The organism is Phreatobacter sp., assembly GCF_030691135.1.
GTDB lineage: Bacteria > Pseudomonadota > Alphaproteobacteria > Rhizobiales > Phreatobacteraceae > Phreatobacter.
Map to the genome: position 1 here is coordinate 1 of NZ_JAUYFA010000053.1, position 20,886 is coordinate 20,886.

General features: G+C 68.0%; 21 protein-coding genes. 12 read left to right on the forward strand and 9 right to left on the reverse strand.

The genetic code is table 11. The annotated features are described in order from the left end of the window. Window positions 1-242 precede the first annotated feature (242 nt). Window positions 243-869 (reverse strand): transglutaminase-like cysteine peptidase, encoded by a 627-nt coding sequence (locus Q8O26_RS09095; RefSeq protein WP_305575189.1) that lies wholly within the window; start codon window positions 867-869, stop codon window positions 243-245. 246 nt (window positions 870-1,115) lie between these two features. Here Q8O26_RS09095 and Q8O26_RS09100 point away from each other — a divergent pair, with 246 nt between their 5' ends. Then, window positions 1,116-2,792, forward strand: coding sequence for an electron transfer flavoprotein-ubiquinone oxidoreductase (locus tag Q8O26_RS09100; protein WP_305575190.1), 1,677 nt, complete (start codon window positions 1,116-1,118; stop codon window positions 2,790-2,792). Between the two features lie 170 nt (window positions 2,793-2,962). Here the strand turns inward: Q8O26_RS09100 and Q8O26_RS09105 are convergent, their stop codons facing one another. Further along, window positions 2,963-3,373, reverse strand: a complete 411-nt coding sequence (locus Q8O26_RS09105) for a GFA family protein (protein WP_305575191.1) — start codon at window positions 3,371-3,373, stop codon at window positions 2,963-2,965. 94 nt (window positions 3,374-3,467) lie between these two features. Next, window positions 3,468-3,872 (reverse strand): hypothetical protein, encoded by a 405-nt coding sequence (locus Q8O26_RS09110; RefSeq protein WP_305575192.1) that lies wholly within the window; start codon window positions 3,870-3,872, stop codon window positions 3,468-3,470. Window positions 3,873-4,119: 247 nt separating this feature from the next. Here Q8O26_RS09110 and Q8O26_RS09115 point away from each other — a divergent pair, with 247 nt between their 5' ends. From Q8O26_RS09115 to glyS, 6 genes are all read left to right on the forward strand, one after another. Next, window positions 4,120-4,542, forward strand: coding sequence for an OsmC family protein (locus tag Q8O26_RS09115; RefSeq protein ID WP_305575193.1), 423 nt, complete (start codon window positions 4,120-4,122; stop codon window positions 4,540-4,542). A 136-nt stretch (window positions 4,543-4,678) separates the two neighbouring features. Next, window positions 4,679-5,437, forward strand: coding sequence for a hypothetical protein (locus Q8O26_RS09120; protein ID WP_305575194.1), 759 nt, complete (start codon window positions 4,679-4,681; stop codon window positions 5,435-5,437). A gap of 85 nt (window positions 5,438-5,522) precedes the next feature. Continuing rightward, complete coding sequence (locus Q8O26_RS09125; RefSeq protein ID WP_305575195.1) at window positions 5,523-5,684, forward strand: hypothetical protein; 162 nt, start codon at window positions 5,523-5,525, stop codon at window positions 5,682-5,684. A 68-nt stretch (window positions 5,685-5,752) separates the two neighbouring features. Then, window positions 5,753-6,685: a glycine--tRNA ligase subunit alpha gene (locus Q8O26_RS09130; RefSeq protein WP_305575196.1), complete on the forward strand. Its 933-nt coding sequence runs from the start codon at window positions 5,753-5,755 to the stop codon at window positions 6,683-6,685. Then, complete coding sequence (locus Q8O26_RS09135; RefSeq protein ID WP_305575197.1) at window positions 6,682-7,182, forward strand: DUF3828 domain-containing protein; 501 nt, start codon at window positions 6,682-6,684, stop codon at window positions 7,180-7,182. The genes Q8O26_RS09130 and Q8O26_RS09135 overlap by 4 nt, the downstream gene beginning before the upstream one ends. A gap of 1 nt (window position 7,183) precedes the next feature. Next, the gene (gene glyS, locus Q8O26_RS09140; protein ID WP_305575198.1) at window positions 7,184-9,490 is read left to right on the forward strand and encodes a glycine--tRNA ligase subunit beta; all 2,307 of its coding nucleotides are present in this window, start codon (window positions 7,184-7,186) and stop codon (window positions 9,488-9,490) included. Window positions 9,491-9,646: 156 nt separating this feature from the next. Here glyS and Q8O26_RS09145 read toward each other — a convergent pair whose 3' ends face one another. Together Q8O26_RS09145 and Q8O26_RS09150 are read right to left on the reverse strand one after the other, a co-directional pair. Then, window positions 9,647-10,354 (reverse strand): tRNA1(Val) (adenine(37)-N6)-methyltransferase, encoded by a 708-nt coding sequence (locus Q8O26_RS09145; protein WP_305575199.1) that lies wholly within the window; start codon window positions 10,352-10,354, stop codon window positions 9,647-9,649. A 147-nt stretch (window positions 10,355-10,501) separates the two neighbouring features. Then, complete coding sequence (locus tag Q8O26_RS09150) at window positions 10,502-10,732, reverse strand: DUF2007 domain-containing protein (RefSeq protein WP_305575200.1); 231 nt, start codon at window positions 10,730-10,732, stop codon at window positions 10,502-10,504. A 124-nt stretch (window positions 10,733-10,856) separates the two neighbouring features. Between Q8O26_RS09150 and Q8O26_RS09155 the strand changes: the two genes are divergently transcribed. Together Q8O26_RS09155 and queC are read left to right on the forward strand one after the other, a co-directional pair. Beyond that, window positions 10,857-11,864: a polyprenyl synthetase family protein gene (locus Q8O26_RS09155; RefSeq protein WP_305575201.1), complete on the forward strand. Its 1,008-nt coding sequence runs from the start codon at window positions 10,857-10,859 to the stop codon at window positions 11,862-11,864. Window positions 11,865-11,890: 26 nt separating this feature from the next. Continuing rightward, window positions 11,891-12,589, forward strand: a complete 699-nt coding sequence (queC, locus tag Q8O26_RS09160; protein WP_305575202.1) for a 7-cyano-7-deazaguanine synthase QueC — start codon at window positions 11,891-11,893, stop codon at window positions 12,587-12,589. 18 nt (window positions 12,590-12,607) lie between these two features. Here the strand turns inward: queC and Q8O26_RS09165 are convergent, their stop codons facing one another. Then, on the reverse strand, window positions 12,608-13,492 hold the full coding sequence (locus Q8O26_RS09165; protein ID WP_305575203.1) for a 4-(cytidine 5'-diphospho)-2-C-methyl-D-erythritol kinase: 885 nt from the start codon (window positions 13,490-13,492) through the stop codon (window positions 12,608-12,610). 20 nt (window positions 13,493-13,512) lie between these two features. Next, window positions 13,513-15,303 (reverse strand): lipopolysaccharide assembly protein LapB, encoded by a 1,791-nt coding sequence (locus Q8O26_RS09170; RefSeq protein WP_305575204.1) that lies wholly within the window; start codon window positions 15,301-15,303, stop codon window positions 13,513-13,515. 289 nt (window positions 15,304-15,592) lie between these two features. On the opposite strand from Q8O26_RS09170, the gene prmB reads away from it, so the two are divergent. Next, window positions 15,593-16,516: a 50S ribosomal protein L3 N(5)-glutamine methyltransferase gene (gene prmB, locus Q8O26_RS09175; protein WP_305575205.1), complete on the forward strand. Its 924-nt coding sequence runs from the start codon at window positions 15,593-15,595 to the stop codon at window positions 16,514-16,516. 99 nt (window positions 16,517-16,615) lie between these two features. Here prmB and ettA read toward each other — a convergent pair whose 3' ends face one another. Beyond that, a complete protein-coding gene (ettA, locus tag Q8O26_RS09180) occupies window positions 16,616-18,268 on the reverse strand; it encodes an energy-dependent translational throttle protein EttA (protein WP_305575206.1) in 1,653 nt (550 codons plus the stop codon). 212 nt (window positions 18,269-18,480) lie between these two features. On the opposite strand from ettA, the gene Q8O26_RS09185 reads away from it, so the two are divergent. Then, window positions 18,481-18,849, forward strand: a complete 369-nt coding sequence (locus tag Q8O26_RS09185) for a hypothetical protein (RefSeq protein ID WP_305575207.1) — start codon at window positions 18,481-18,483, stop codon at window positions 18,847-18,849. Window positions 18,850-19,052: 203 nt separating this feature from the next. Here Q8O26_RS09185 and Q8O26_RS09190 read toward each other — a convergent pair whose 3' ends face one another. Then, window positions 19,053-20,036 (reverse strand): alpha/beta fold hydrolase, encoded by a 984-nt coding sequence (locus tag Q8O26_RS09190; protein WP_305575208.1) that lies wholly within the window; start codon window positions 20,034-20,036, stop codon window positions 19,053-19,055. 187 nt (window positions 20,037-20,223) lie between these two features. Between Q8O26_RS09190 and Q8O26_RS09195 the strand changes: the two genes are divergently transcribed. Continuing rightward, entirely contained in the window at window positions 20,224-20,883 is a 660-nt protein-coding gene (locus Q8O26_RS09195) for a TetR/AcrR family transcriptional regulator (protein ID WP_305575209.1), read from the forward strand. The last annotated feature ends 3 nt before the right edge of the window (window positions 20,884-20,886 follow it).

Consider the following 20,886-nt stretch of genomic DNA (forward strand, 5'->3'; position numbering starts at 1 on the left):
GCGCATCGCGGCGGCGCGCGAGTTCCGCATCGGCCTCGGCGAAGCGGTCGGCTGCCTCCTCGCCCACCGCCACGTCGACGCCCGCATCGCGGTAGAAGACGAGCAGCGCCTCGAGAGCATCGGGGGTGAGAGACAGGGTCATGACCCCATCATAAGCGAAAGGCCGGAGCGCTGCGACCCGCTCCGGCCTTCTGTCTCCACCCGCTGCGACCGCCGGGGAGACGGACAGAGATGAGGAAAGCTCAGCGGCGCGGATTGGCCACCAGCTGCGGGCCGGCGGCACCGCCGTTCAGCGAGACCCACTGGTTCGGGTCGGTCTGCGACTGGCGCTTGATGAAGCGGTAGCCGGTCTCGTGCCACAGCTTCACCTCGTTGGTGAAGTTGTCGAGGACATAGTCGCCGCGGTCGGTGACGACGGTGAGGATGGCATGGCCGTCGCCGTTGAGATCGCGCACCACGGTGATCAGCATGGCCTCGCGCGGCACGCCGAGGGCGATGAGACGGCGCTTTTTCTCCAGCACCAGATCCTCGCAGTCGCCTTTGCCGGTGACCGGATAGGTCCAGTATTCCTCGACGCCGAAATGATCCATGTCGGTCACCTGCTCGATCTCCCGGTTGACCTGGAGATTGACGCGGGCGAGCTGCGCGAAGGCGGCGGAGGTCAGATTGACCGAGCGTGCGGCCGGTGAGCGCGTGGCACAGTCCACCGGGTTTTCCCCGCAGAACTGAACCCAACCGATCGGCGCCGACGTGGCTGCCCCGGCCGGCAACGAAGCCAGCCGACGGGCGCCCTGCTGGGCGAGGGCACCTTCGGACAGGCCGACGATGCCGAGAGCTGCGAACATAAACCAGGACGCAAAGCGAAACATGGGTGGAAACCCCTGAACCAACGATGACTGCCCTGCGACCCGGGGCCATTAATCTCCTGTTAATGATTGCGGCTCAAGTCAGATGTTAAGACATCGTTAACGGAGGTTACCAAATGGTTAACGGGCGATGTGCCGGTGGCCGCCCCCCTCGGCCTGTCGACGCGTTGTCATCGGCCGGAAGCCGTGCTTTAGAAATCGACCAAAGTTGCATGGGGCGTCCCGGACCCCGAATGACGAGGGATCTCAATGGCCGAAGCGATGGACCTGCCCGAGCGCGAGGGCATGGACTATGACGTCGTCATCGTGGGTGCCGGCCCGGCCGGACTCTCCGCAGCCATCCGCCTCAAACAACTGGATGAAAACTGCACCGTCGTCGTGGTCGAGAAGGGGTCCGAGGTCGGAGCCCATATCCTGTCCGGCGCCGTCATCGACCCGGCCGGCCTCGACCAGCTGCTCCCCGACTGGCGCGAGGACCCGGATCGTCCGCTGAAACAGGCGGTCACCGCCGATCGATTCTACTTCCTCGGCCCTGCCGGTGCTCTTCGCCTGCCGAATTTCGGCATGCCGAAGCTGATGAACAACCACGGCAATTTCATCGGCTCGCTGGGCAATGTGACGAAGTGGCTGGCGGCCCGTGCCGAGGCCATGGGCGTCGAGATCTATCCCGGCTTCGCCGCCGCCGAAGTGCTGTTCGACGACCAGGGCGCGGTGACCGGCGTCGCCACCGGCGACATGGGCATCGACCGCAACGGCGAGATCACCGACCGCTTCACCCGCGGCATGGAGCTGCGCGGCAAATACACGCTCTTCGCCGAGGGCGCCCGCGGCCACCTCACCAAGCAGCTGATCAGGCGCTTCAAGCTCGACGACGGCCGCGAGCCCGGCAAGTACGGCATCGGCCTGAAGGAGATCTGGCAGGTCAAGCCGGAGAACCACCAGGCCGGCCTCGTCCAGCACTCCTTCGGCTGGCCGCTCGACATGAAGACCGGCGGCGGCTCCTTCCTCTATCACGCCGAGGACAACCTGGTTTACGTCGGCTTCGTCGTTCACCTGAACTACGAGAACCCGACGCTCTCGCCCTTCGACGAGTTCCAGCGCTTCAAGCAGCACCCGATGGTCCGCCCGGTTCTGGAAGGCGGCAAGCGCATCTCCTACGGCGCCCGCGCCATCACCGAGGGCGGCTGGCAGTCGGTACCGAAGCTCTCCTTCCCGGGCGGCGCGCTGATCGGCTGTGCGGCGGGCCTCGTCAACGTGCCGCGCATCAAGGGCTCCCACAACGCCGTCCATTCCGGCATGCTGGCGGCCGAGCACCTGACCGAGGCGCTCAAAGCCGGCCGGGCCCATGACGAACTCGCCTCATACGAGGCGAGCTGGCGCTCCAGTGCCATCGGCAAGGACCTCTGGACCGTCCGCAACGTCAAGCCGCTCTGGTCGAAATTCGGCACGATCGGCGGCGTCGTCCTCGGCGGCATCGACATGTGGATCAATGCGATCTTCGGCGTCTCTCCGTTCGGCACCCTGAAGCATGGCAAGGCGGATTTCGAGACCCTGAAGCCGCTCGATCAGGTGAAGCCCATCGTCTATCCCAAGCCCGACGGCGTCATCTCCTTCGACAAACTGTCGAGCGTTTTCATCTCGAACACCAATCACGAGGAAGACCAGCCGGTCCATCTCACCCTGAAGGACGCCTCGGTCCCGATCGCCCAGAACCTGCCGAAATATGGCGAGCCGGCGCGGCTCTACTGCCCGGCGGGTGTCTATGAGGTGGTCTATGCCGACCCCGAGGCCAAGACCGACCCGAAATTCGTCATCAACGCGCAGAACTGCGTCCACTGCAAAACCTGCGACATCAAGGACCCCGCCCAGAACATCAACTGGGTGACGCCCGAAGGTGGCGGCGGGCCAAACTATCCGGGGATGTGAGGTTGGGCCCGATGTCGCGTCCTCCGCGCACCTTCTGAGGGTGCGGGCCGCCCTCTGTCGTCATGGCCGGGCTTGTCCCGGCCATCCACGACTTGAACACCGCGACACAGGAATTCGTGGATGCCCGGGACAAGCCCGGGCATGACGATGTGCGGCCGCAGAGCCTCACCTCACCGCGGCGGCGGGAACTTCTCGAAGGCCGGCACCCCTTCCGGGAACTGATGGAAGGGCTGCGCCTCTGACGTGTAGAACACGACCTCCGGCCCGCCGTAGACTGAGGGATCGTCCAGCCCGCCGACCTTGAGGATCACCGCGTTCTTCCGGCGCGGCGACCGCGTCGCCAGATGCGTGCCGCAGGTGGCGCAGAACTCGCGCGTCACGGGGTTCTCGAGGTCCGGCCTGGCAAACCGCGCCGGCTCGCCCTTGACGTAGCGGTAGCCGTCCACCGGTACCGCCATGAAGTAATTCTCGGCACCGCCGGAGATCTTCTGGCATTCTCGGCAATGGCATTCGCCGCGAAACAGCGGCGCGCCCTCGGCCTCGTAGCGCAACGCGCCGCAATAGCATCCGCCCGTCAGCATGACCCTCTCCCCCGGAACCGCAGCGCGTCGCCGCGGCGCGACGAGAGGCTAAAGCGGAGCTGCGCCTCTGGCGAGGCCGGCCGATCGGCGGAGGTTACCCCCTCACCCGGTGCAGCGTCGTACGGTGGCCGTTGCCGCAGCGCGAGGCGATGCGATCGCGCGTCTCCAGCGTCACCGAGCACCAGGTCTCCGAGGTGCGGCTGCCGTCCGAGCAGCGGCCGCGGAAGTTCAGCCGCGAGGTGAAGCCGGTGAGCCGCCCGCGCCCCTCGGTGCCGCAGCGCCCGGCGGCCTGGGTGTTGAACAGTTCGCGGGCGACGATGGAGGCCCCACTCACCCGGATCTCGACACCGGCGCGGCCGCCCGGCTGCGAGGCCCAGAAGCCGGCGAAATCGGCTCCGCGCAGGCGCTGGCCCTGTGCCTGGCCCTGGGCGGGAGCCTGCGCCGCCGCAAGGGTCGGGATCGCGAGAAAAGCCGTCAGGGCGAGGAGAAGCGCGCGCATTGTCATCAGTCCAGTGTGCCGCGGGGCTTGCGGCGAATCCGTGGCGCAGCCTAGCGCCAATGCCGACGGGCCGCGACGGTCCGCCGCCGATCCCCTCCAGAGCCTTCGCCCATGGGAACCGCGCGACCGTCATCGGGGTTTGACGACGGGGTGGAAGGCTCGCGGCGCTGGCCTCACCGGCGGCCGAGCCCCATCTCTGCCGGCAGGCCGCTTCGGCCCCGCCCCCCCAAGTCCGAGGAGATCTCCCATGAACCGATCCGCAAGCGCCGTCTGGCACGGCACGGGCCGCGACGGCAAAGGCATGCTCACCACCCAGTCCGGCGTGCTGGACGGGACGGCCTATTCCTTCACCACCCGTTTCGAGGACGAGAAGGGGACCAATCCGGAAGAGCTCATCGCCGCGGCCCATGCCGGCTGCTTCACCATGGCGCTCGCCTTCGCCCTGCAGGCCAGGGACCTGACGCCGACCGAACTCAAGACCGAGGCCGTCGTGTCGCTCGAAAAGGACGGTGCCGGCTTCAAGGTGGCGAAATCCGCCCTGACCCTCACCGCCCATGTCCCCGGCATCTCGCAGGACGATTTCGCCGAGATCGCCAAGAGCGCCAAGGAGGGCTGCCCGATCTCGAAGCTTCTCAACGCCGAGATCACGCTCGACTGGTCCCTGGTCTGACCACCGCCGGCCACGATGCTTGCGTCCCGGTTAACCGGACCGGGATGCTTTTTCGTCAAAGGCCGCGCCGGCGTTAAGCGGGCCCTCACACCTCCTCGGCGACAATGAGGTTTGTTTCGCTCCCCAGCGAGGGTCCATGGCCGACGACGTGGCAATGAACTTCCGCAAGAATCGCGGGCGCCCTGCCGGTCGTGAGCCCGAGCAGGCGAACGGCGGCGTTTCCACACTGCTTCTGGTGGTAGGCGCCGCCGCATTCGGCTTCGCGGCCTTCGCCATCGGCTCGGGTACCATACCCCTGCCCGGCCTGCCCTCGGTCTCTGCGCTGTTGAATTCACCGGCACCGGTCGCTCCGGCCGCGACCGCCGATGCCGGACCGCGCATCATGTCTCTCGTTCCGGGCGTGCGCGAGTCCACGACCACGACGACGGGCATGCCGCTGCTTGGCACCGCCGCAGTGTCCCTCACCTACACGCCGGTCGGGCCTGTCGTCTTCCGCAAGCGCGACGGCTATGTCGAGGTCGACGGCCCGCGCCTGATCCCGCCGCCCATCGGCCCGCGCCGCAGCGGCCAGGCCGTGCTCGACCACGCCGCGAAGCTCGCCAACGAGTTGCGCGCCCTCGCCTACACGCCCTGCGACAGCCACCTGCGCCATCTCGCCGCCGCCAACATCACGCTCTTCGTCGCCGGTTTCATGCCGCCGCGGACGGCGGTGGACCCCGGCGCTGCCGCCGATCCGGCCTTCTGGCGTCGCCCCGAGGCGAGCATCCTGCGCCGCGCGGTCGTCCCCTTGGCGGAACGCGGCGCGCTGGCCCCGGCCGATTTCGGTCTGGACCTCTCGCCCCAGGCCCGCGGACTGTTCGACGGCGTCACCATCGGCCGGATTTCCTGCAATTGAGGAATGCCACGATGGTCGCCGCGATTCTGCCTGAATCAGCCTGTGTCATACTGCATCGAATCATCGAGGCCCGCGGGAGAGAATCATGCCGCCAGTCCTGATGGGGGCCGCGGTCGCGGTCGTCATGATCGCCACCTACGTTCTCGTGCGCAGGTCCCTGCAGGCGCAGCTCAAACCTGTTCGCGCCCAGCAGCCGGGCCGCCGCCTGAGGCGCGATCCCGCCACGGGTGAATACCGCCCCTTCTGACGGCGGTTGACCCCCTCGCACCCGGTCATTAAGGGTCGGCTCCGCTCGTCCCGACAGGCCGCACCGCGATGTCCTCTGCTCACCTGCCTCCGCATATGCGGCCCGAACGTTCGTTCCAGGGCCTGATTCTGGCGCTCCAGACCTTCTGGGCGGAGAAGGGCTGCGTGATTCTCCAGCCCTATGACATGGAGGTCGGGGCCGGAACCTCCCATCCCGGCACCATGCTGCGCTCCCTTGGCCCCCGGCCCTGGAACGCCGCCTATGTCCAGCCGTCACGCCGGCCGAAGGACGGCCGCTACGGCGAGAACCCCAACCGGCTGCAGCACTACTACCAGTTCCAGGTGATCCTGAAGCCGAACCCGCCGAACCTCCAGGAGCTCTATCTCGGCTCGCTGGAGGCGATCGGCCTCGACCCGAAGCTGCACGACATCCGCTTCGTCGAGGACGACTGGGAAAACCCGACGCTGGGCGCCTGGGGCCTCGGCTGGGAATGCTGGTGCGACGGCATGGAGGTTTCGCAGTTCACTTACTTTCAGCAGGTCGCCGGCATCGAATGCGCCCCCGTCTCGGGCGAGCTCACCTACGGCCTCGAGCGCCTCGCCTGCTACCTGCAGAATGTCGAGAGCATCATGGAGCTGAACTTCAACGGCCGCGAGGGAGCCGAGAAGGTCACTTACCGCGAGGTCTTCCTGCAGGCCGAGCAGGAGTATTCCCGCTACAATTTCGAACATGCCGACACCGCCGCCCTGTTCCGCCGCTTCGCCGAAGCCGAGACCGAATGCCGGGCACTGCTGGGCAAGGGCGAGAGCGGCGAGCGCCACCTGATGGTCCAGCCCGCCTATGACCAGTGCCTGAAGGCCGGCCACGCCTTCAACCTGCTCGACGCCCGCGGCGTCATCTCGGTCACCGAGCGGCAGAGCTATATTCTGAGGGTGCGCGAACTGGCCAAGGCCTGCGGCGCCGCCTGGTTGAAGACCGAAGCAGGTGGAGCCGCCGCATGATCCTGATGAACCGCCGACTGCTCGCCGCCGGCCTGGTGCTGTCGACCCTGCCCGCCATCGCCCAGCCTGCGCCGCGGCCCGCCCAGGCGCCGGCACCTGCTGATCCCGTCACGGCCCTGCGTGCCCTCTACACCAAGCCGGAACGCGCCTCGGTGAACCCCTTCCTGACGCCGCGCCTGCGACGCCTCTACACCGAGCAGCAGGCCCGCGGCCGCAGGGCGGGCGAGGTCATGTCGGGCCTCGACTTCGTTTTCGCCTGCGGCTGCCAGGACAGCGACGACGCCTACCACACACGCAACGTCTACCGCGTCGTCAGCCGCGACGAGCGCAAGGCGCAAATTGCGGTGACGCTGAAGCTCTTCGCCGACCAGCCGGAGACGCAGGTCATCACCTTCGACATGCTGAACGACAATGGCCGCTGGCTGATCGACGACGTCTCGGGAGCGAGCGGCGACATCGCCTGGGTCCTGTCGCGCCTTCTCCAGATGCGTGAGTGACATGCCCGACCTTCTCCTCGAACTCCTCTCCGAAGAGATCCCCGCCCGCATGCAGGCGGATGCCGCCGCGCATCTGCAGAAGGCGGTGACGGATGCGCTGGTGGCCAGGGGCTGTCTCTACGAAGGCGCCCGCGCCGTGGTCACGCCGCGCCGCATCGCCCTTTCCGTCCATGGCCTGCCCGCCGCTTCGCCCGATGTGAAGGAAGAGCGCAAGGGCCCGCGCGTCGGCGCGCCCGAGGCCGCCATCCAGGGCTTCCTCAAGGCCGCCGGCCTCACCTCCATCGATCAGGCGACCATCCAGTCCGACCCGAAGAAGGGCGACAGCTACATCGCGGTCATCGACAAGCCCGGCCGCCCGGTGCCCGAGGTGATCGCCGAGATCGTGCCGGAGATCATCCGTGCCTTCCCCTGGCCGAAATCGATGCGCTGGGGCGCGGCCTCGGTCTCGTCATCCTCGCTGCGCTGGGTGCGGCCGCTGCAGTCGATCCTCTGCACCTTCGGCCCCGAGACCGAGGACCCCGAGGTCATCCGCTTCGCCATCGACGGCATCATCGCCGGCGACACGACGCGCGGCCACCGCTTCATGGCGCCCGGCGACATCCGCGTGCGGCGCATGGACGACTATCTGACGAGCCTGGAAAAGGCCTTCGTCGTCGCCGATCCGGAAGAGCGCAAGCGCCGCATCCTCACGGACGCCCGTAACCTCTGCTTCGCTCAGGGGCTGGAACTGGTCGAGGACGAGGGGCTCTTGAACGAGGTCGCCGGCCTGGTCGAATGGCCGGTCGTGCTCATGGGCGCCTTCGAGGAGAGTTTCCTCGCCATCCCCGACGAGGTGATCCGCGCCACCATCCGCGCCAACCAGAAGTGCTTCGTCGTGCGCGACCCGAAGACCGGCCGCCTCGCCAACCGCTTCGTGCTCACCGCGAACCTCGAGGCCAGCGACGGCGGCCGCGCCATCGTCGCCGGCAACGAGCGCGTCATCCGCGCCCGCCTCTCCGACGCGCTCTATTTCTGGCAGACCGACCAGAAGCCGCTGCCGGACTTCGAGAACGCAGCAGCCAAGCCGCTGGACCAGCGCATGGCCAAGCTGCGGGCCCTCAACGTCGTCTTCCACGAGAAGCTGGGCACGCAGGGCGAGCGGGTCGACCGCATCAAGGCGCTGGCCCGCCACATCGCGCCCCTCGTCGGCGCCGATCCGGACCTCGCCGAGCGCGCGGCGGAACTGGCGAAGGCAGACCTCATGACCGAGGTCGTCGGCGAATTCCCGGAGGTCCAGGGCCTGATGGGGCGGAAATACGCGCTGCTCCAGGGCGAGCACGAGAGCGTCGCCGCCGCCATCGAGGACCACTATAAGCCGCAGGGGCCGAGCGACCGCGTGCCCACCGACAAGGTCGCTGTCGCTGTGGCGCTGGCGGACAAGCTGGACACGCTGGTGGGCTTCTGGGCGATCGACGAGAAGCCGACGGGGAGCAAGGACCCCTTTGCGCTGAGGCGGGCTGCGCTGGGTGTGATCAGGCTGGTGATGGAGAACGGGCTCTCAATGAAGCTCGTACCAGCCGCTGTTCTATCGGGCCGCGCCATCATGGCCGATCTGCTTCAAGCTCATGCGGGAAAAGTGAAGGGCACTCTTGAGCTGGCACGGCATACGGGTGACCTCAACCCCGATGGATTGTTGTCTAGGCTGACGCACACGTCGACAGACGCGGTCCGTGCTCTCCGCGGCACCCCTATCGTCGCCATCCCTCCCCAAGACTGGGAGCGTCACCGGAGCGCCGACCTCCTCTCCTTCTTCCATGACCGCCTGAAGGTCCTGCTCCGCGACCAGGGCCAGCGCCATGACCTCGTCGATGCCGTGCTGGCCTCGGGCGAGGGCAATGACGACCTGCTGCTCGTCGTCCGCCGGGTCGAGGCGCTCGCCGGTCTGCTCGGGACCGAGGACGGCAAGAACCTCCTCGCCGGCACCAAGCGCGCCATCAACATCCTGCGCATCGAGGAGAAGAGGGACGGCCGCGCCTATGACGGCGCGCCGGATTCAGCCCTCGTCCACGCCAAGGGCGAGCCGGAGGAGCGGGCGCTCTTCGCGCTCCTGCAATCCGCCAGCGCCCATGCCCGCGACCACGTGGCGCGTGAGGACTATGCCGGGGCGATGAAGGCGCTGGCCGAGCTCCGCCCGGCGGTCGATGCCTTCTTCGACAAGGTGACGGTCAATGCCGAGGATGCAGCGCTGCGCGAGAACCGGCTGAAGATCCTCGCGGAACTGCGCGCCGCCACGGCGACGGTCGCCGATTTCTCGAAGATCGAGGGCTGATCTGGCGTTTCCGCAGGGCGTCGTCATGCCCGGGCTCGCCCCGGGCATCCACGAATTCTGTCACGCGCCATGTTCAAGCCATGCATGCCCGACACAAGGCCGGGCGTGACAGAGAGAGCTTTGTCCAGGTGCGGCCGAGACGGCGTTCGCAGTCTCCTAGAGCGCCCGCCCCTCGCGCAGGATCGCCTCGGCTTCCGCCGTCGGCCGTCCGAGGCAATCCTGCAGCACCAGCCCTGGAAGGATGGAGACCGGCGCCCGCGAGCCCTTGGTCCCGGTGATGATCAGCCGGGCGGCCGGTGATTCGGGTTTCGGGTGAATCGGCCGGATGGTGAGGCCGCCGAACCGGCCCTTCATGGCGGCGAGCAGCGCCTCCGGCCGGTCGGCGCGGTGGATCAGCGTCACGGTTCCGCCGGGGCGCAGCACACACACGGCCTTGCGCAGGAAACCGGCGAGCAGCTCGTCGCCGCCGGAATGGGCGAGGCGCTTGGCGGCGCCCGGCGAGGCGCGGTGGCGCGGCGCGTCGTGGAACGGCGGATTGGTGATGACGCGGTCAATCTCGCCGACCAGAAGCGCGGTCTTCTCGCGCGGTGCCCCCCGCGCCAGCGCATCCATGACGATGACGCGCGTGCGGTTGCCGAAGCCGTTGGCTGCGGCGTTCTGCTCGGCAAGGGCCGCCAGCGCCGGGTCGATCTCCACCAGGGTCAGGAAACATTGCGGCACGCGGGCCGCCAGGCAGAAGGCGGCGGCGCCGACCCCGGCCCCGAGATCGAGGATGCGGTCGCCCGGCGCAGCCGGCACGGCAGCGGCCAGCAGGACGGCATCATGCCCGGCACGGTGACCGACCCGCGGTTGCGTGATCTCCACGCGGCCCCCGAGAATCCGGTCCGCCGTGGGTTCAAAGAGAGGGTCGATAAGCAGAGTCATATGCGCCTTATTGCATACACGTGCGCTTGTTAGAATCTTTCAATCCTAATGTGCGCTATGCAGAAAAACATCTGCGGCCACCCGCGATCAAGGATTCCCCTGCCTCAGCGTCTCGCCCCAGCCGGCCTGGGTAATGGCCATCCGGGCGCGGGCGACATCTTCGGCGGGAACGAGAATACGCAGCGGAAAGGCGGCGATCCGCGCCTCGACAGCCGAGATGTGCCGGTCAGCGACGAGGACCGTGATCCCCTCGCCCTCGAGCAGCGCTTCCACGGCGCTGACGAGAACCGGATCGGCGGTGCGGATGATTTCTTCCAAAACGTCCTCCGGTCCGCCGCGTGCGACTTTTCGTGAAGGGTGCGCCGCTTGAGAAGACCACGCCGCGACCCTATTGTCCGTCACGAAATTGCCCGCATCCTGCGGGCCGGCAGTGGAGCATGGCGTGGCAGTCGTTGTCCCCTTCGAAAAGGACAGGGCCTCCATCGAGGCATTGGTAGGCGCCACGCGGGCGGACATGGAACGGGTCAATGCGATGATCCTGTCGCGGACCGGCTCCGAGGTCACCATGATCCCGGAAGTGGCGAATCATCTGATCTCCTCCGGTGGCAAGCGCCTCAGGCCCATGCTGACGCTCGCGACCGCGGCCCTGGCCGGCTACCAGGGCGAGGGCCATGTCAAGCTCGCCGCCGCGGTCGAATTCATGCACACGGCGACGCTCCTGCATGACGATGTGGTCGACGAGAGCGACATGCGCCGCGGCCGGCCGGCGGCGCGCATGGTCTGGGGCAACGAGGCCTCGGTGCTCGTCGGCGACTTCCTGCTCGGCCAGGCCTTCAAGATGATGGTCGAGGTCGGCTCGCTGCGCGCCCTCGACATCCTGTCCACCGCTGCCGCCGTCATTGCCGAGGGCGAGGTGATGCAGCTCGCCGCCGCCAAGAACACCTCGACCACCGAGGACGAGTATCTCGCCGTCATCCGCGGCAAGACGGCAGAGCTCTTCGCCGCCGCCTGTGAGGTCGGCCCCGTCATCTCCGGCAAGCCCAAGGCCGAACAGGCCGCCGCCCGCGCCTATGGCATGAATCTCGGCATCGCCTTCCAACTCGTCGACGACGCCCTCGACTATGGCGGCAAGGCGCAGAAGCTCGGCAAGAACACCGGCGACGACTTCCGCGAGGGGAAGATCACCCTGCCCGTCGTCCTCGCCTTCCGGCGCGGCTCCGAACAGGAGCGCGCCTTCTGGAAAAAGGTACTGGTCGACGGCGATATCGCCGACGGCGATTTCGAGACCGCCACCGGCTTCATGGCCCGCCACGGCGCGCTGGCCGACACGATCGAACGCGCCCGTCACTATGGCGACATGGCCAAGGACGCCCTTGCCCTGTTCCCGGACAGCGCGATGAAGGACGCCCTCGTCCAGGCGGTCGATTTCTGCATCTCCCGCGCCCATTGATGACGGCCAACGACGAACCGGCTCCCATGACTGGCGACGGCGCCCTTGTTCTCTTCTCCGGTGGACAGGATTCGGCCACCTGCCTGGCCTGGGCCCTCGACCGATTCGGCCATGTCGAAACCCTTGGCTTCGACTATGACCAGCGTCATCGGGTCGAGCTCGCCTGCCGTGCTGGCATTCGCGATGGGCTGCCCGCGGTGAAAGCCGAATGGGCGGCGCGACTGGGGTCGGACCATACACTCGGTCTCGCGGCCCTCGGCGAGGTCTCCGACACCGCCCTGACGCGATCGGTCGCCATCGCCATGACCGACCAGGGCCTGCCCAACACCTTCGTGCCCGGCCGCAACCTCGTCTTCCTCACCTTCGCCGCAGCCCTCGCCTATCGCCGCGGCCTCAGGCACATCGTCACGGGCGTCTGCGAGACGGATTATTCCGGTTATCCCGACTGCCGCGATGACACGATCAAGGCGCTGCAGGTGGCGCTGAACCTCGGCATGGAAAAGCGCTTCGTGCTGCACACGCCACTGATGTTCATCGACAAGGCCGAAACATGGCGGCTGGCGGAGCGGCTCGGCGGCGCGGCGCTGGTCGAGCTGATCCGGACCGAATCCCATTCCTGCTATCTCGGCGACCGCAGCCAGCTCCATGACTGGGGCCATGGCTGCGGCACCTGCCCGGCCTGCGAGCTCCGGGCGGCCGGCTGGGGTCGCTATCGGAACGGCTGACGGGCGCGGTCGTCGCCCTCACCCCATCATGGTCGGCTTCACCCACCAGCCCGGATGGGCGGCGCTGATCGCCTTGCCCGCGGCCGCCGCGGCGCGGCAGGTATCGTAGAGCCCGAAGACCGTCGCACCGGACCCCGACATGCGGGCGAGCCGGCAGGCGGGATCGGCCCGGAGCCGCGCCAACGTGCTGCCGATGACCGGCTCCAGCGCCAGGGCCGGCGCCTCCAGATCGTTGCGCGAAGCGGCAAGAAGCGCCAGCAGAACCGATTTCTCCGGTCGCAGGACCGTCTCGATGACCGTCGCCGGATCCGCACCCTGAACCGCCCCCGTCGCGAGGCCGAGGCGGGCGAAGACGGCGGGTGTCGGCACCGCCACCTGCGGGTTGACGAGAAGGGCGGCGAGCCGCGGCAGGACGAGCGGCGGGCCGAGATCGTGCCCGATGCCGCGCATGAAGCGGGCGGCGGGAACGAGACAGACCGACACGTCGGAGCCGGTCAGCCGGGCCGCCTCCAGGAGGCGCGGATCATCGAGGCCAAGACCTGCGGCGCGGGCGAGGAGGCGCAGGGCGGCGGCGGCATCCGACGAGCCGCCGCCGAGGCCGGCGGCGACCGGCAGCCGCTTGACGAGCGTGAAGCGACCAGCCGGCAGGCCAGGGACGCGGTCAGCCAGCAGCCGCGCCGCCTTGAGCACGAGATTGTCCGCACCGGGTCCGGCGGCCTGCGCAGTCCTGCCGCGCACCACCAGGCCGAAAGCGTCCCCGCCGGGCACGAAACGAAGCTCATCACCCGTCCGGGCGAAGACCACGAGGCTTTCGATGTCGTGATAGCCGTCCGCCCGCCGCGCCCTGACGGCGAGCGTCAGATTCACCTTGGCGGGCGCGCGCTCGGCGAGAGCGGGCGGCATGGGCAAGGCACCCGAACCGATCAGTTCGGCTTCGGGGCCGGGGCCTCGCCGGTGTTGCGGCTGGTCTGCACCGGGCTGTCGGTGAGGCCATTGGCGATCTTGTCGAGGATCCGCGGCAGGTCGTCCGGCTCCGGCTTCAGGTCGCGGGCATGGTTCCACTGGAACCGTGCCTCCAGTTCGCGGCCGGCCTTCCAGTAGGCATCGCCCAGGTGATCGTTGATCACCGGATCTTCCGGCTTCAGCTCGATCGCTCGCTCCAGTTCGGCCACCGCCTCCTCGTAGCGGCCCATGCGGTAATAGGCCCAGCCGAGGCTGTCGACGATATAGCCGTCCTCGGGCGTCAGCTCGACCGCCTTGCGGACTAGTTCGAGGCCCTCTTGCAGATTGATGCCCTGGTCGACCCAGGAATAGCCGAGGTAATTCAGAACCTGGGCCCGACCGCGCACATTGTTGTCGGGGATCAGCGTCAGCGCCCGCTTCAGGTCCACCTCGGCCTTGGCCCATTGTTTGGTGCGCTCGTAGGCGATGCCGCGGAAATAGAAATAGATCCAGTGCTGGGGTCCGGGATCGGGGATCAGCGCCAGCGCCCGGGAATAGGTCTCGGCCGCCTCACCGAACATCTTGCGCGCCCGCTGGATATTGCCAAGCGCCTGCAGCGCCTCGAGATCCTGCGGGTTGCGGGCGATGAGTTCGGACAGCGCCTTGCGCGCCTCGTCGGTGCGGTCGAGCTGCTCGAGGTTCAGCGCCCGCTGGATCTGGGCGTTACGGTAGAGCGGCGAACTCTCCGGCATGGCCTCGAACACCGCAATGGCGCGGCGGGGCAGCTTCATGAATTCATAGAGGTCGGCCAGCGACAGGATCGCCATGTCCTGCTGCGGCTCAAGCCAGCGGGCGAGCTGCAGATAGATGAGGGCGAGATCCTCGCCGCCCTGCCGCGACAGCGCCGAACCGAGGCCGTAGAGGACCTCGGCCGCGCCCGCCTGGCTGGTGCGCACCAGCATCGGCAGGCTTCCGCCCGGCGCGTTCAGCCGCTCCTGCGCGGCGACAATGACCGGGTGGTTGGGAATGACCTTGTCGTAGGCGGCGAAGATCTGCCGGGCGTCATCCGCCGACTTGGCGCGCGATGCCCAGCGCCCGTAGGCGTCGACGATCCTAAGGATGGTCGGATCCTGCTTATAGGCCTCCTCCAGCCGCCGGCCGGCTTCCGTGCGACGCCCTGCGGCATCGAGAATGAGGCCGGCATGGAAGTTCTTGAACAGGCTGTACCAGTCGGCGCCGGTGAGGCGGTCGAGCGCGGCGACACCCGCCTGCGCATCGCCCGATCCCAGATGCGTCCAGCCGATGAGCAGCGCCGAGGTCAGGTCGGCATTGGCCCGCGGCGCCGCCGTCAGGTGCATGCGCGCCGTCTGGAACTGCTTGGCCTTCACCGCCCGCATCGCCAGGGTCAACCGCGCCAGGCGATGGCCGCGATCGATCAGGATGAGCCTTTCGGCGAGCGGGCTGGCCTCGTCGACATTGCCGTCGGCCAGCGTCGTCACGAAGGCGCGTTCGAGAATCTCGGTGTTGCGGGGATCCTGCCGGAGCGCGGCGCGCCAAAAGACGGAAGCCGCCGCGGTGTCCCGCACGTTTGATGCGAGACGCGCCGCCAGCACGTTGCCGTAGACCGACACCCGCAGGGCATCGCGGAAAGTCGGCGTCGCACCCAGCGGTTCAAATGTAGGGTTGCGCACCTGGGCATGGCCCGAGGAGACGGCGGCGGTAGCGATGGCAACCGCCAGCACGAGGACGCGAAAAGGGGTCTTTATCGTCACAATCGCTCTCTCGTCATCCCTCGGGGAAGATCGGCGCCGCGCGCGCGAACAGCGCCTGTCGGGTCGGGGTGCACCGCGGCAGAATGCCTCCGAAACGGGTGATCCGCAAGGAGACCTTCGCCCCAGAAGAGACACCCTCGCCCCGGACTTGGGCGATGCGATGGCAGATGGCGGTTTCGTGATCGCCGCGCGCCACTCCGTCACGGCAGGCGACGAGGCTTGAAGCCGGACCGGTGAGCCTTTAGCACGGCGGAAGGGCGAGGTTGTCGCCCGTTGCGGAACGTCTTCCATGCCAAGCGCCTCGGCCCTCTCGCCCGCCGACGAACTCCTGACGCTGCGCGACCTCGTGCGCTATGCGGTGACGCGCTTTTCCCAGGCGCGGCTCACCTACGGCCATGGCACCACCACCGCGCTGGACGAGGCCGCCTTCATGATGCTGGAAGGGCTGTCGCTGCCGGTCGACGAACTCGGTCCCTGGCTCGATGCCCGCCTGACACGGCCCGAGCGCGAGCGGCTGATCGGGCTCATCGAGGCCCGCATCGCCACCCGCAAGCCGGCGCCCTATCTCGTCGGCCGCGCCTATATCCAGGGCGTGCCGTTCCGGGTGGACGAGCGGGTCATCGTGCCGCGCTCCTATCTCGGCGAGATGATGATGACGGGCGCCCTGACGCAGGACGGCGCCGGCCCGATCCCCGAGCCTTTCGAGGTGACCCGCGTGCTCGACCTGTGCACCGGCTCGGGCTGCCTCGCGATCCTTGCCGCCATGGCCTATCCGAACGCCGCCGTCGACGCCGTCGACCTGTCGAAGGACGCGCTCGAGGTGGCGCGGCTCAACGTCGCCGACCACGAGATGGAGGACCGCGTGCACCTCGTCGCTGGCGATCTCTTCAAGCCGCTGGCCGGCCGGCGCTACGACCTCATCATCGCCAACCCGCCCTATGTGGCGCAGGCGGAGGTCAACGCCTTCCCGGCGGAATACCGCGCCGAGCCGGTCATGGCCCATCTCGGCGGTGCCGACGGGCTCGACATTGTCCGCCGCATCCTAGCGACGGCCGGCGACCACCTCACCCCCGAGGGCGGGCTCCTCTGCGAGATCGGTACGGGCCGCGACATCCTGGAGGCGGAATTCGACCTGCCCTTCCTCTGGCTCGATTCGGCCGAGAGTGAGGGCGAGGTGTTCTGGCTCAGCGCGGCGGATCTGGCGGGGGAGTGACGGCAGACGCCCCCACACCCCTCCCTGCTGTTCCGGGCGGGGAGGGGAAAGAGTGAGGGGCCAAGAAGCGGAGCGGCAGTCGGCCGCCGCTCGTTTCGATCAGCGCGCGAACTTCTTGTACTGGATGCGCTTCGGAATGGTCGAATCCGTGCCGAGGCGGCGCTTCTTGTCCTCCTCGTAGTCCTGGAAATTGCCCTCGAACCACTCGACATGGCTGTCGCCCTCGAAGGCGAGGATATGGGTCGCGATGCGGTCGAGGAACATGCGGTCATGGCTGATGATGACGGCGCAGCCGGCATAATCCTCCAGCGCCTCCTCCAGCGCCCTGAGCGTATCGACGTCGAGGTCGTTGGTCGGCTCGTCGAGCAGCAGGACATTGGCGCCGCGCTGCAGGATCTTGGCGAGGTGGACGCGATTGCGTTCGCCGCCGGAGAGCTGCCCGACCTTCTTCTGCTGGTCGCCGCCCTTGAAGTTGAAGGCGCCGCAATAGGCGCGGGCGTTGATCTCGCGTTTTCCCAGATAGAGGATCTCGTTGCCGCCGGAGATCTCCTCATAGACCGTCTTGCCGTCGGCGAGGGCGTCGCGCGACTGGTCGACATAGCCGAGCTTGACGTTGTCGGCGACGACGATCTCGCCGGCGTCCGGCGCTTCCTGGGCGGCGATCATGCGGAACAGCGTCGTCTTGCCGGCGCCGTTCGGGCCGATGACGCCGACGATTCCGCCCGGCGGCAGGCGGAACGACAGGTTGTCGATCAGCAGCTTGTCGCCGAAGGCCTTCGACAGGGCCTTGAACTCGATGACATTGTTGCCGAGCCGCTCGGCGATCGGAATGATGATCTGCGCCGTCGTCGGGCCGACCTCGGCGGCCTTCTGCACGAGATCGTCGTAGCGCTGGATGCGGGCCTTGTTCTTGGCCTGCCGCGCCTTCGGGGACGAGCCCATCCATTCGGCTTCACGCTGCAGGGCCTTGAGCCGCGTTTCCTCCTCGCGGCCCTCCTGCACCAGGCGCTTCTGCTTCTGCTGCAGCCAGGACGAGTAGTTGCCCTCGTAGGGGATACCCTTGCCGCGGTCGAGCTCGAGGATCCAGCCGGTGACGTTGTCGAGGAAGTAGCGGTCGTGGGTGACGATCAGGATGGCGCCGGGATAGCTGCGCAGGTGGCCTTCCAGCCAGGCCGTCGTCTCGGCGTCGAGATGGTTGGTCGGCTCGTCGAGAAGGAGCACTTCGGGCCTGTCGAGCAGCAGGCGGCAGAGCGCGACGCGGCGCTTCTCGCCGCCCGAGAGCTTGTCCACCGCCCAATCGTCCGGCGGGCAGATCAGCGCGTCCATGGCCTGGTCGACCTGGCTGTCGAGGTCCCACAGGCCCTGCGCCTCGATCTCGTCCTGGAGCTTGGCCATCTCGTCGGCGCTCTCGTCGGAATAGTTCATGGCGAGTTCGTTGTAGCGGTCGAGGATCGCCTTCTTCTTGGCGACGCCGAGCATGACGTTCTCGCGCACGTTGAGACTGGTATCGAGCTGCGGTTCCTGCGGCAGATAGCCGACGCGCACGCCCTCGGCGGCCCAGGCCTCACCGGTATACTCCTTGTCCATCCCGGCCATGATGCGCAGCAGCGTCGACTTGCCGGAGCCGTTGACGCCGAGCACGCCGATCTTGGCATCCGGGTAGAAGGACAGGTGGACGTTCTCCAGGACCTTCTTGCCGTTCGGATAGGCCTTGGAGAGGCCGGTCATGTGGTAGGCGAACTGGCGAGCCATGGCGTGGGGCGTCCCTGGAATGCCGCGTGCACCGGCGGTGCCGCGCCGCGTCGAGAATGATGTCGCGTGATCAGCGCGAGATAGCGGGCGACGGCGGAAGCTGCAAGCAGCAAGCGCCGAAAATTCCCGCCGCGGTCCTGTGACATGATCCGGCAATTGTGCTCATGATACCGTCGTTTCGGCGCAAGCCAGATCAATCACGGGGAGTGACGATGTTCACAAGGACGCTGGCCGCGACCGCGGCGATCATGATGGCGGCACTGGGCGCCGCCGCCGCCCAGCAACTGACGGGACGTTACCAGGTCATCGGCGACAACGGAAACGGCACAGGCTATCGCGGCGTCGCCGTGATCAGTGGCACGGCGGGCGGCAATTGCGGCATCCGCTGGAGCATCGCCAACACGCCGCCCACCGAGGGCTTCTGCATGCGTCAGGGCAATGTGCTCTCCGCCGCCTACAAGCTCGGCGAGTCCGTCGGGCTCGTCGTCTACCGGATCAACGACGATGGCACCCTCGACGGCACCTGGACCATCGCCGGCCAGGAAGGCGTCGGCAAGGAACGTCTCGTCCCGGCGCGGTGAGGCCAGGCCCCGCGGCCTGGCGTTCCATGAAATGCCCTCGGCGCGTCATCCCCGGCCTCGTGCCGGGCATCCACGACTTGAACACGAAGATCGAAGGAAGTCGTGGATGCCCGGGGCAAGCCCGGGCATGTCGGTGGAGGTTCCCGAGCCTTCTCCGAACACATGACGATGGAGGTGACAGAGCCTCTTCGGTCGGCGGATGCTCACCCCTTGAGCCCCTCCAAGAACCCCGTCAGCAGCGCACTCACCTCCGCCGCCCGCTCCTGCTGGATCCAGTGGCCCGCGCCCTCGATGAGATGCACGCCGCGGCAGCCCGGAAGGGTCGTCGGATAGGCCTCGATCTGCGCCTTCGATGCCGGGAAATGCATCACCCCGTCGTGGGTGCCGGCGATGAACAGAGACGGCTGGCGGATCGGCTGGCCGCGCCACGGCGCCGTCAGCGCCGCGTTGCGCCTGAGGTTCCGGTACCAGTTGAGGCCGCCGCGAAAACCGGAATGGGCGAACTGGCCACCCATGTAGGCCATGTGGGACGATGGCAACCAATCGGGAGGTTCACCGGGCGGATCGGTATTGGCGATGATGCCGCCCGGCGTCTTCAGCCGGATCATCGATTTGCGGCGGCCGGCGCGCTCGCCGAACCCGTCGAAATAGATCCGCTTCAGGCTGTCTTCGGGGTCGCGGTCGAGTTCGGCCTCGGCGACGCCCGGCGCCTGGAAATACTGCATGTAGAAATCGCGGATACCGAGCTTCTCCAGCGCCGTCAGGAGATCCGTGTAGCCCGGCGGCGTCCAGGGCACGCTCATGCCGACGACGGCCCGGAACAGGTCCGGGCGCAGCAGCGCCGCATGCCAGGCGACCGGCGCGCCCCAGTCGTGGCCGACGATGACGGCGCTGTCCGCCCCCAGCACCTTCACCAGTTCCACCTGGTCGGCGACGAGGTCGAGGAGGGAATAGCGCTCGATCTCGGCCGGCGCGTCGGTATGTCCGTAGCCGCGCATGTCGGGCGCGACCGCCCGGTAACCCGCGGCCGCCACCGCCCGCATCTGATGACGCCATGAGGCCCAGCCCTCCGGCCAGCCGTGGCAGAAGAGGACGAGCGGCCCCTCGCCGAGCTCGGCGACCCGCATCGCGATGCCATTGGCCTTCACCATCCTGAGCGGGATGGGACCGTCTTCCGTCGCCGACATGGAACCTCCGCGGGTGGGCGGGATCGGGAGCCTGCCCCAGCACTCGGCACTTGAACATTCCCCCGAACGGAGGCGACCTGGCATGCCGGGACCCTGTCGCCGATAAGCGGCCCCCCTGTTCGGCCGATATTGAGCAAGCCGGACAAGTGGTCTTCACTGATCGCCCGATCAGGACCGTCAGGGCACCATGACCCCTTCTCGTCCGCCCGCCAGAGGCTCCTCCCGCGAGGACATTCTCGACGCGGCCGAAGCCATCTTCGCAGCCCGCGGGTTCGAAGGGGCCTCGATGCGCGCCATCGCCGATGAGGCGGGTGTCGCCCAGGCGCTGCTGCACTATCACTACAAGACCAAGGAAGGCCTGTTCGAAGCCATGTTCGCCCGCCGTTCCGGTGCCATCAACCGCATCCGGCTGGCCCGCCTCGACGTCATGCTCGCCCGCGGCAAGACGTCGGTGGAGGACATCGTCGAGGCCCTGCTGCGCCCCACCATCGAGGCCGGGCATGATCCGAGCCTGGGCGGCGGCCGTTTCGCCGGCCTCATTCTCGCGGTCAGCACGTCCGAAGGCGACTGGCAGAAGGGCCTCGTCGCCCGCAGCTACGACCCCATGGCGGAACGGTTCATCTCCGCGCTCAAGGCCGCCCTCCCGGGTCTCGACCGCGCCAACGCGACCTGGGGCTATCTCTTCGTCGTCGGCGCGGCCCTGACCCAGATGACGCCGACCGGTCGCGCCGACCGGTTGTCGGAGGGCGAGGCCCGCGACGACGACACCGACGCCATGCTCGCGCGGGCCGTCACCTTCGCCGCGGCGGGCCTGCGCGCTCTCGCCGCAGAAGAGCACGGCCACTGAATC

What these genes read in the sequence shown, in the direction of transcription:
- Q8O26_RS09125 (WP_305575195.1), top strand. Translation starts at nt 5,523, where the DNA reads ATGCCGCCAGTCCTGATGGGGGCCGCGGTCGCGGTCGTCATGATCGCC.
- Q8O26_RS09105 (WP_305575191.1), bottom strand. Translation starts at nt 3,373, where the DNA reads ATGCTGACGGGCGGATGCTATTGCGGCGCGTTGCGCTACGAGGCCGAG.
- Q8O26_RS09190 (WP_305575208.1), bottom strand. Translation starts at nt 20,036, where the DNA reads ATGTCGGCGACGGAAGACGGTCCCATCCCGCTCAGGATGGTGAAGGCC.
- Q8O26_RS09110 (WP_305575192.1), bottom strand. Translation starts at nt 3,872, where the DNA reads ATGCGCGCGCTTCTCCTCGCCCTGACGGCTTTTCTCGCGATCCCGACC.
- Q8O26_RS09165 (WP_305575203.1), bottom strand. Translation starts at nt 13,492, where the DNA reads ATGCCGCCCGCTCTCGCCGAGCGCGCGCCCGCCAAGGTGAATCTGACG.
- Q8O26_RS09100 (WP_305575190.1), top strand. Translation starts at nt 1,116, where the DNA reads ATGGCCGAAGCGATGGACCTGCCCGAGCGCGAGGGCATGGACTATGAC.
- Q8O26_RS09185 (WP_305575207.1), top strand. Translation starts at nt 18,481, where the DNA reads ATGTTCACAAGGACGCTGGCCGCGACCGCGGCGATCATGATGGCGGCA.
- queC (WP_305575202.1), top strand. Translation starts at nt 11,891, where the DNA reads ATGACTGGCGACGGCGCCCTTGTTCTCTTCTCCGGTGGACAGGATTCG.
- Q8O26_RS09130 (WP_305575196.1), top strand. Translation starts at nt 5,753, where the DNA reads ATGTCCTCTGCTCACCTGCCTCCGCATATGCGGCCCGAACGTTCGTTC.
- Q8O26_RS09195 (WP_305575209.1), top strand. Translation starts at nt 20,224, where the DNA reads ATGACCCCTTCTCGTCCGCCCGCCAGAGGCTCCTCCCGCGAGGACATT.
- prmB (WP_305575205.1), top strand. Translation starts at nt 15,593, where the DNA reads ATGCCAAGCGCCTCGGCCCTCTCGCCCGCCGACGAACTCCTGACGCTG.
- Q8O26_RS09120 (WP_305575194.1), top strand. Translation starts at nt 4,679, where the DNA reads ATGGCCGACGACGTGGCAATGAACTTCCGCAAGAATCGCGGGCGCCCT.
- Q8O26_RS09115 (WP_305575193.1), top strand. Translation starts at nt 4,120, where the DNA reads ATGAACCGATCCGCAAGCGCCGTCTGGCACGGCACGGGCCGCGACGGC.
- glyS (WP_305575198.1), top strand. Translation starts at nt 7,184, where the DNA reads ATGCCCGACCTTCTCCTCGAACTCCTCTCCGAAGAGATCCCCGCCCGC.
- ettA (WP_305575206.1), bottom strand. Translation starts at nt 18,268, where the DNA reads ATGGCTCGCCAGTTCGCCTACCACATGACCGGCCTCTCCAAGGCCTAT.
- Q8O26_RS09135 (WP_305575197.1), top strand. Translation starts at nt 6,682, where the DNA reads ATGATCCTGATGAACCGCCGACTGCTCGCCGCCGGCCTGGTGCTGTCG.
- Q8O26_RS09095 (WP_305575189.1), bottom strand. Translation starts at nt 869, where the DNA reads ATGTTTCGCTTTGCGTCCTGGTTTATGTTCGCAGCTCTCGGCATCGTC.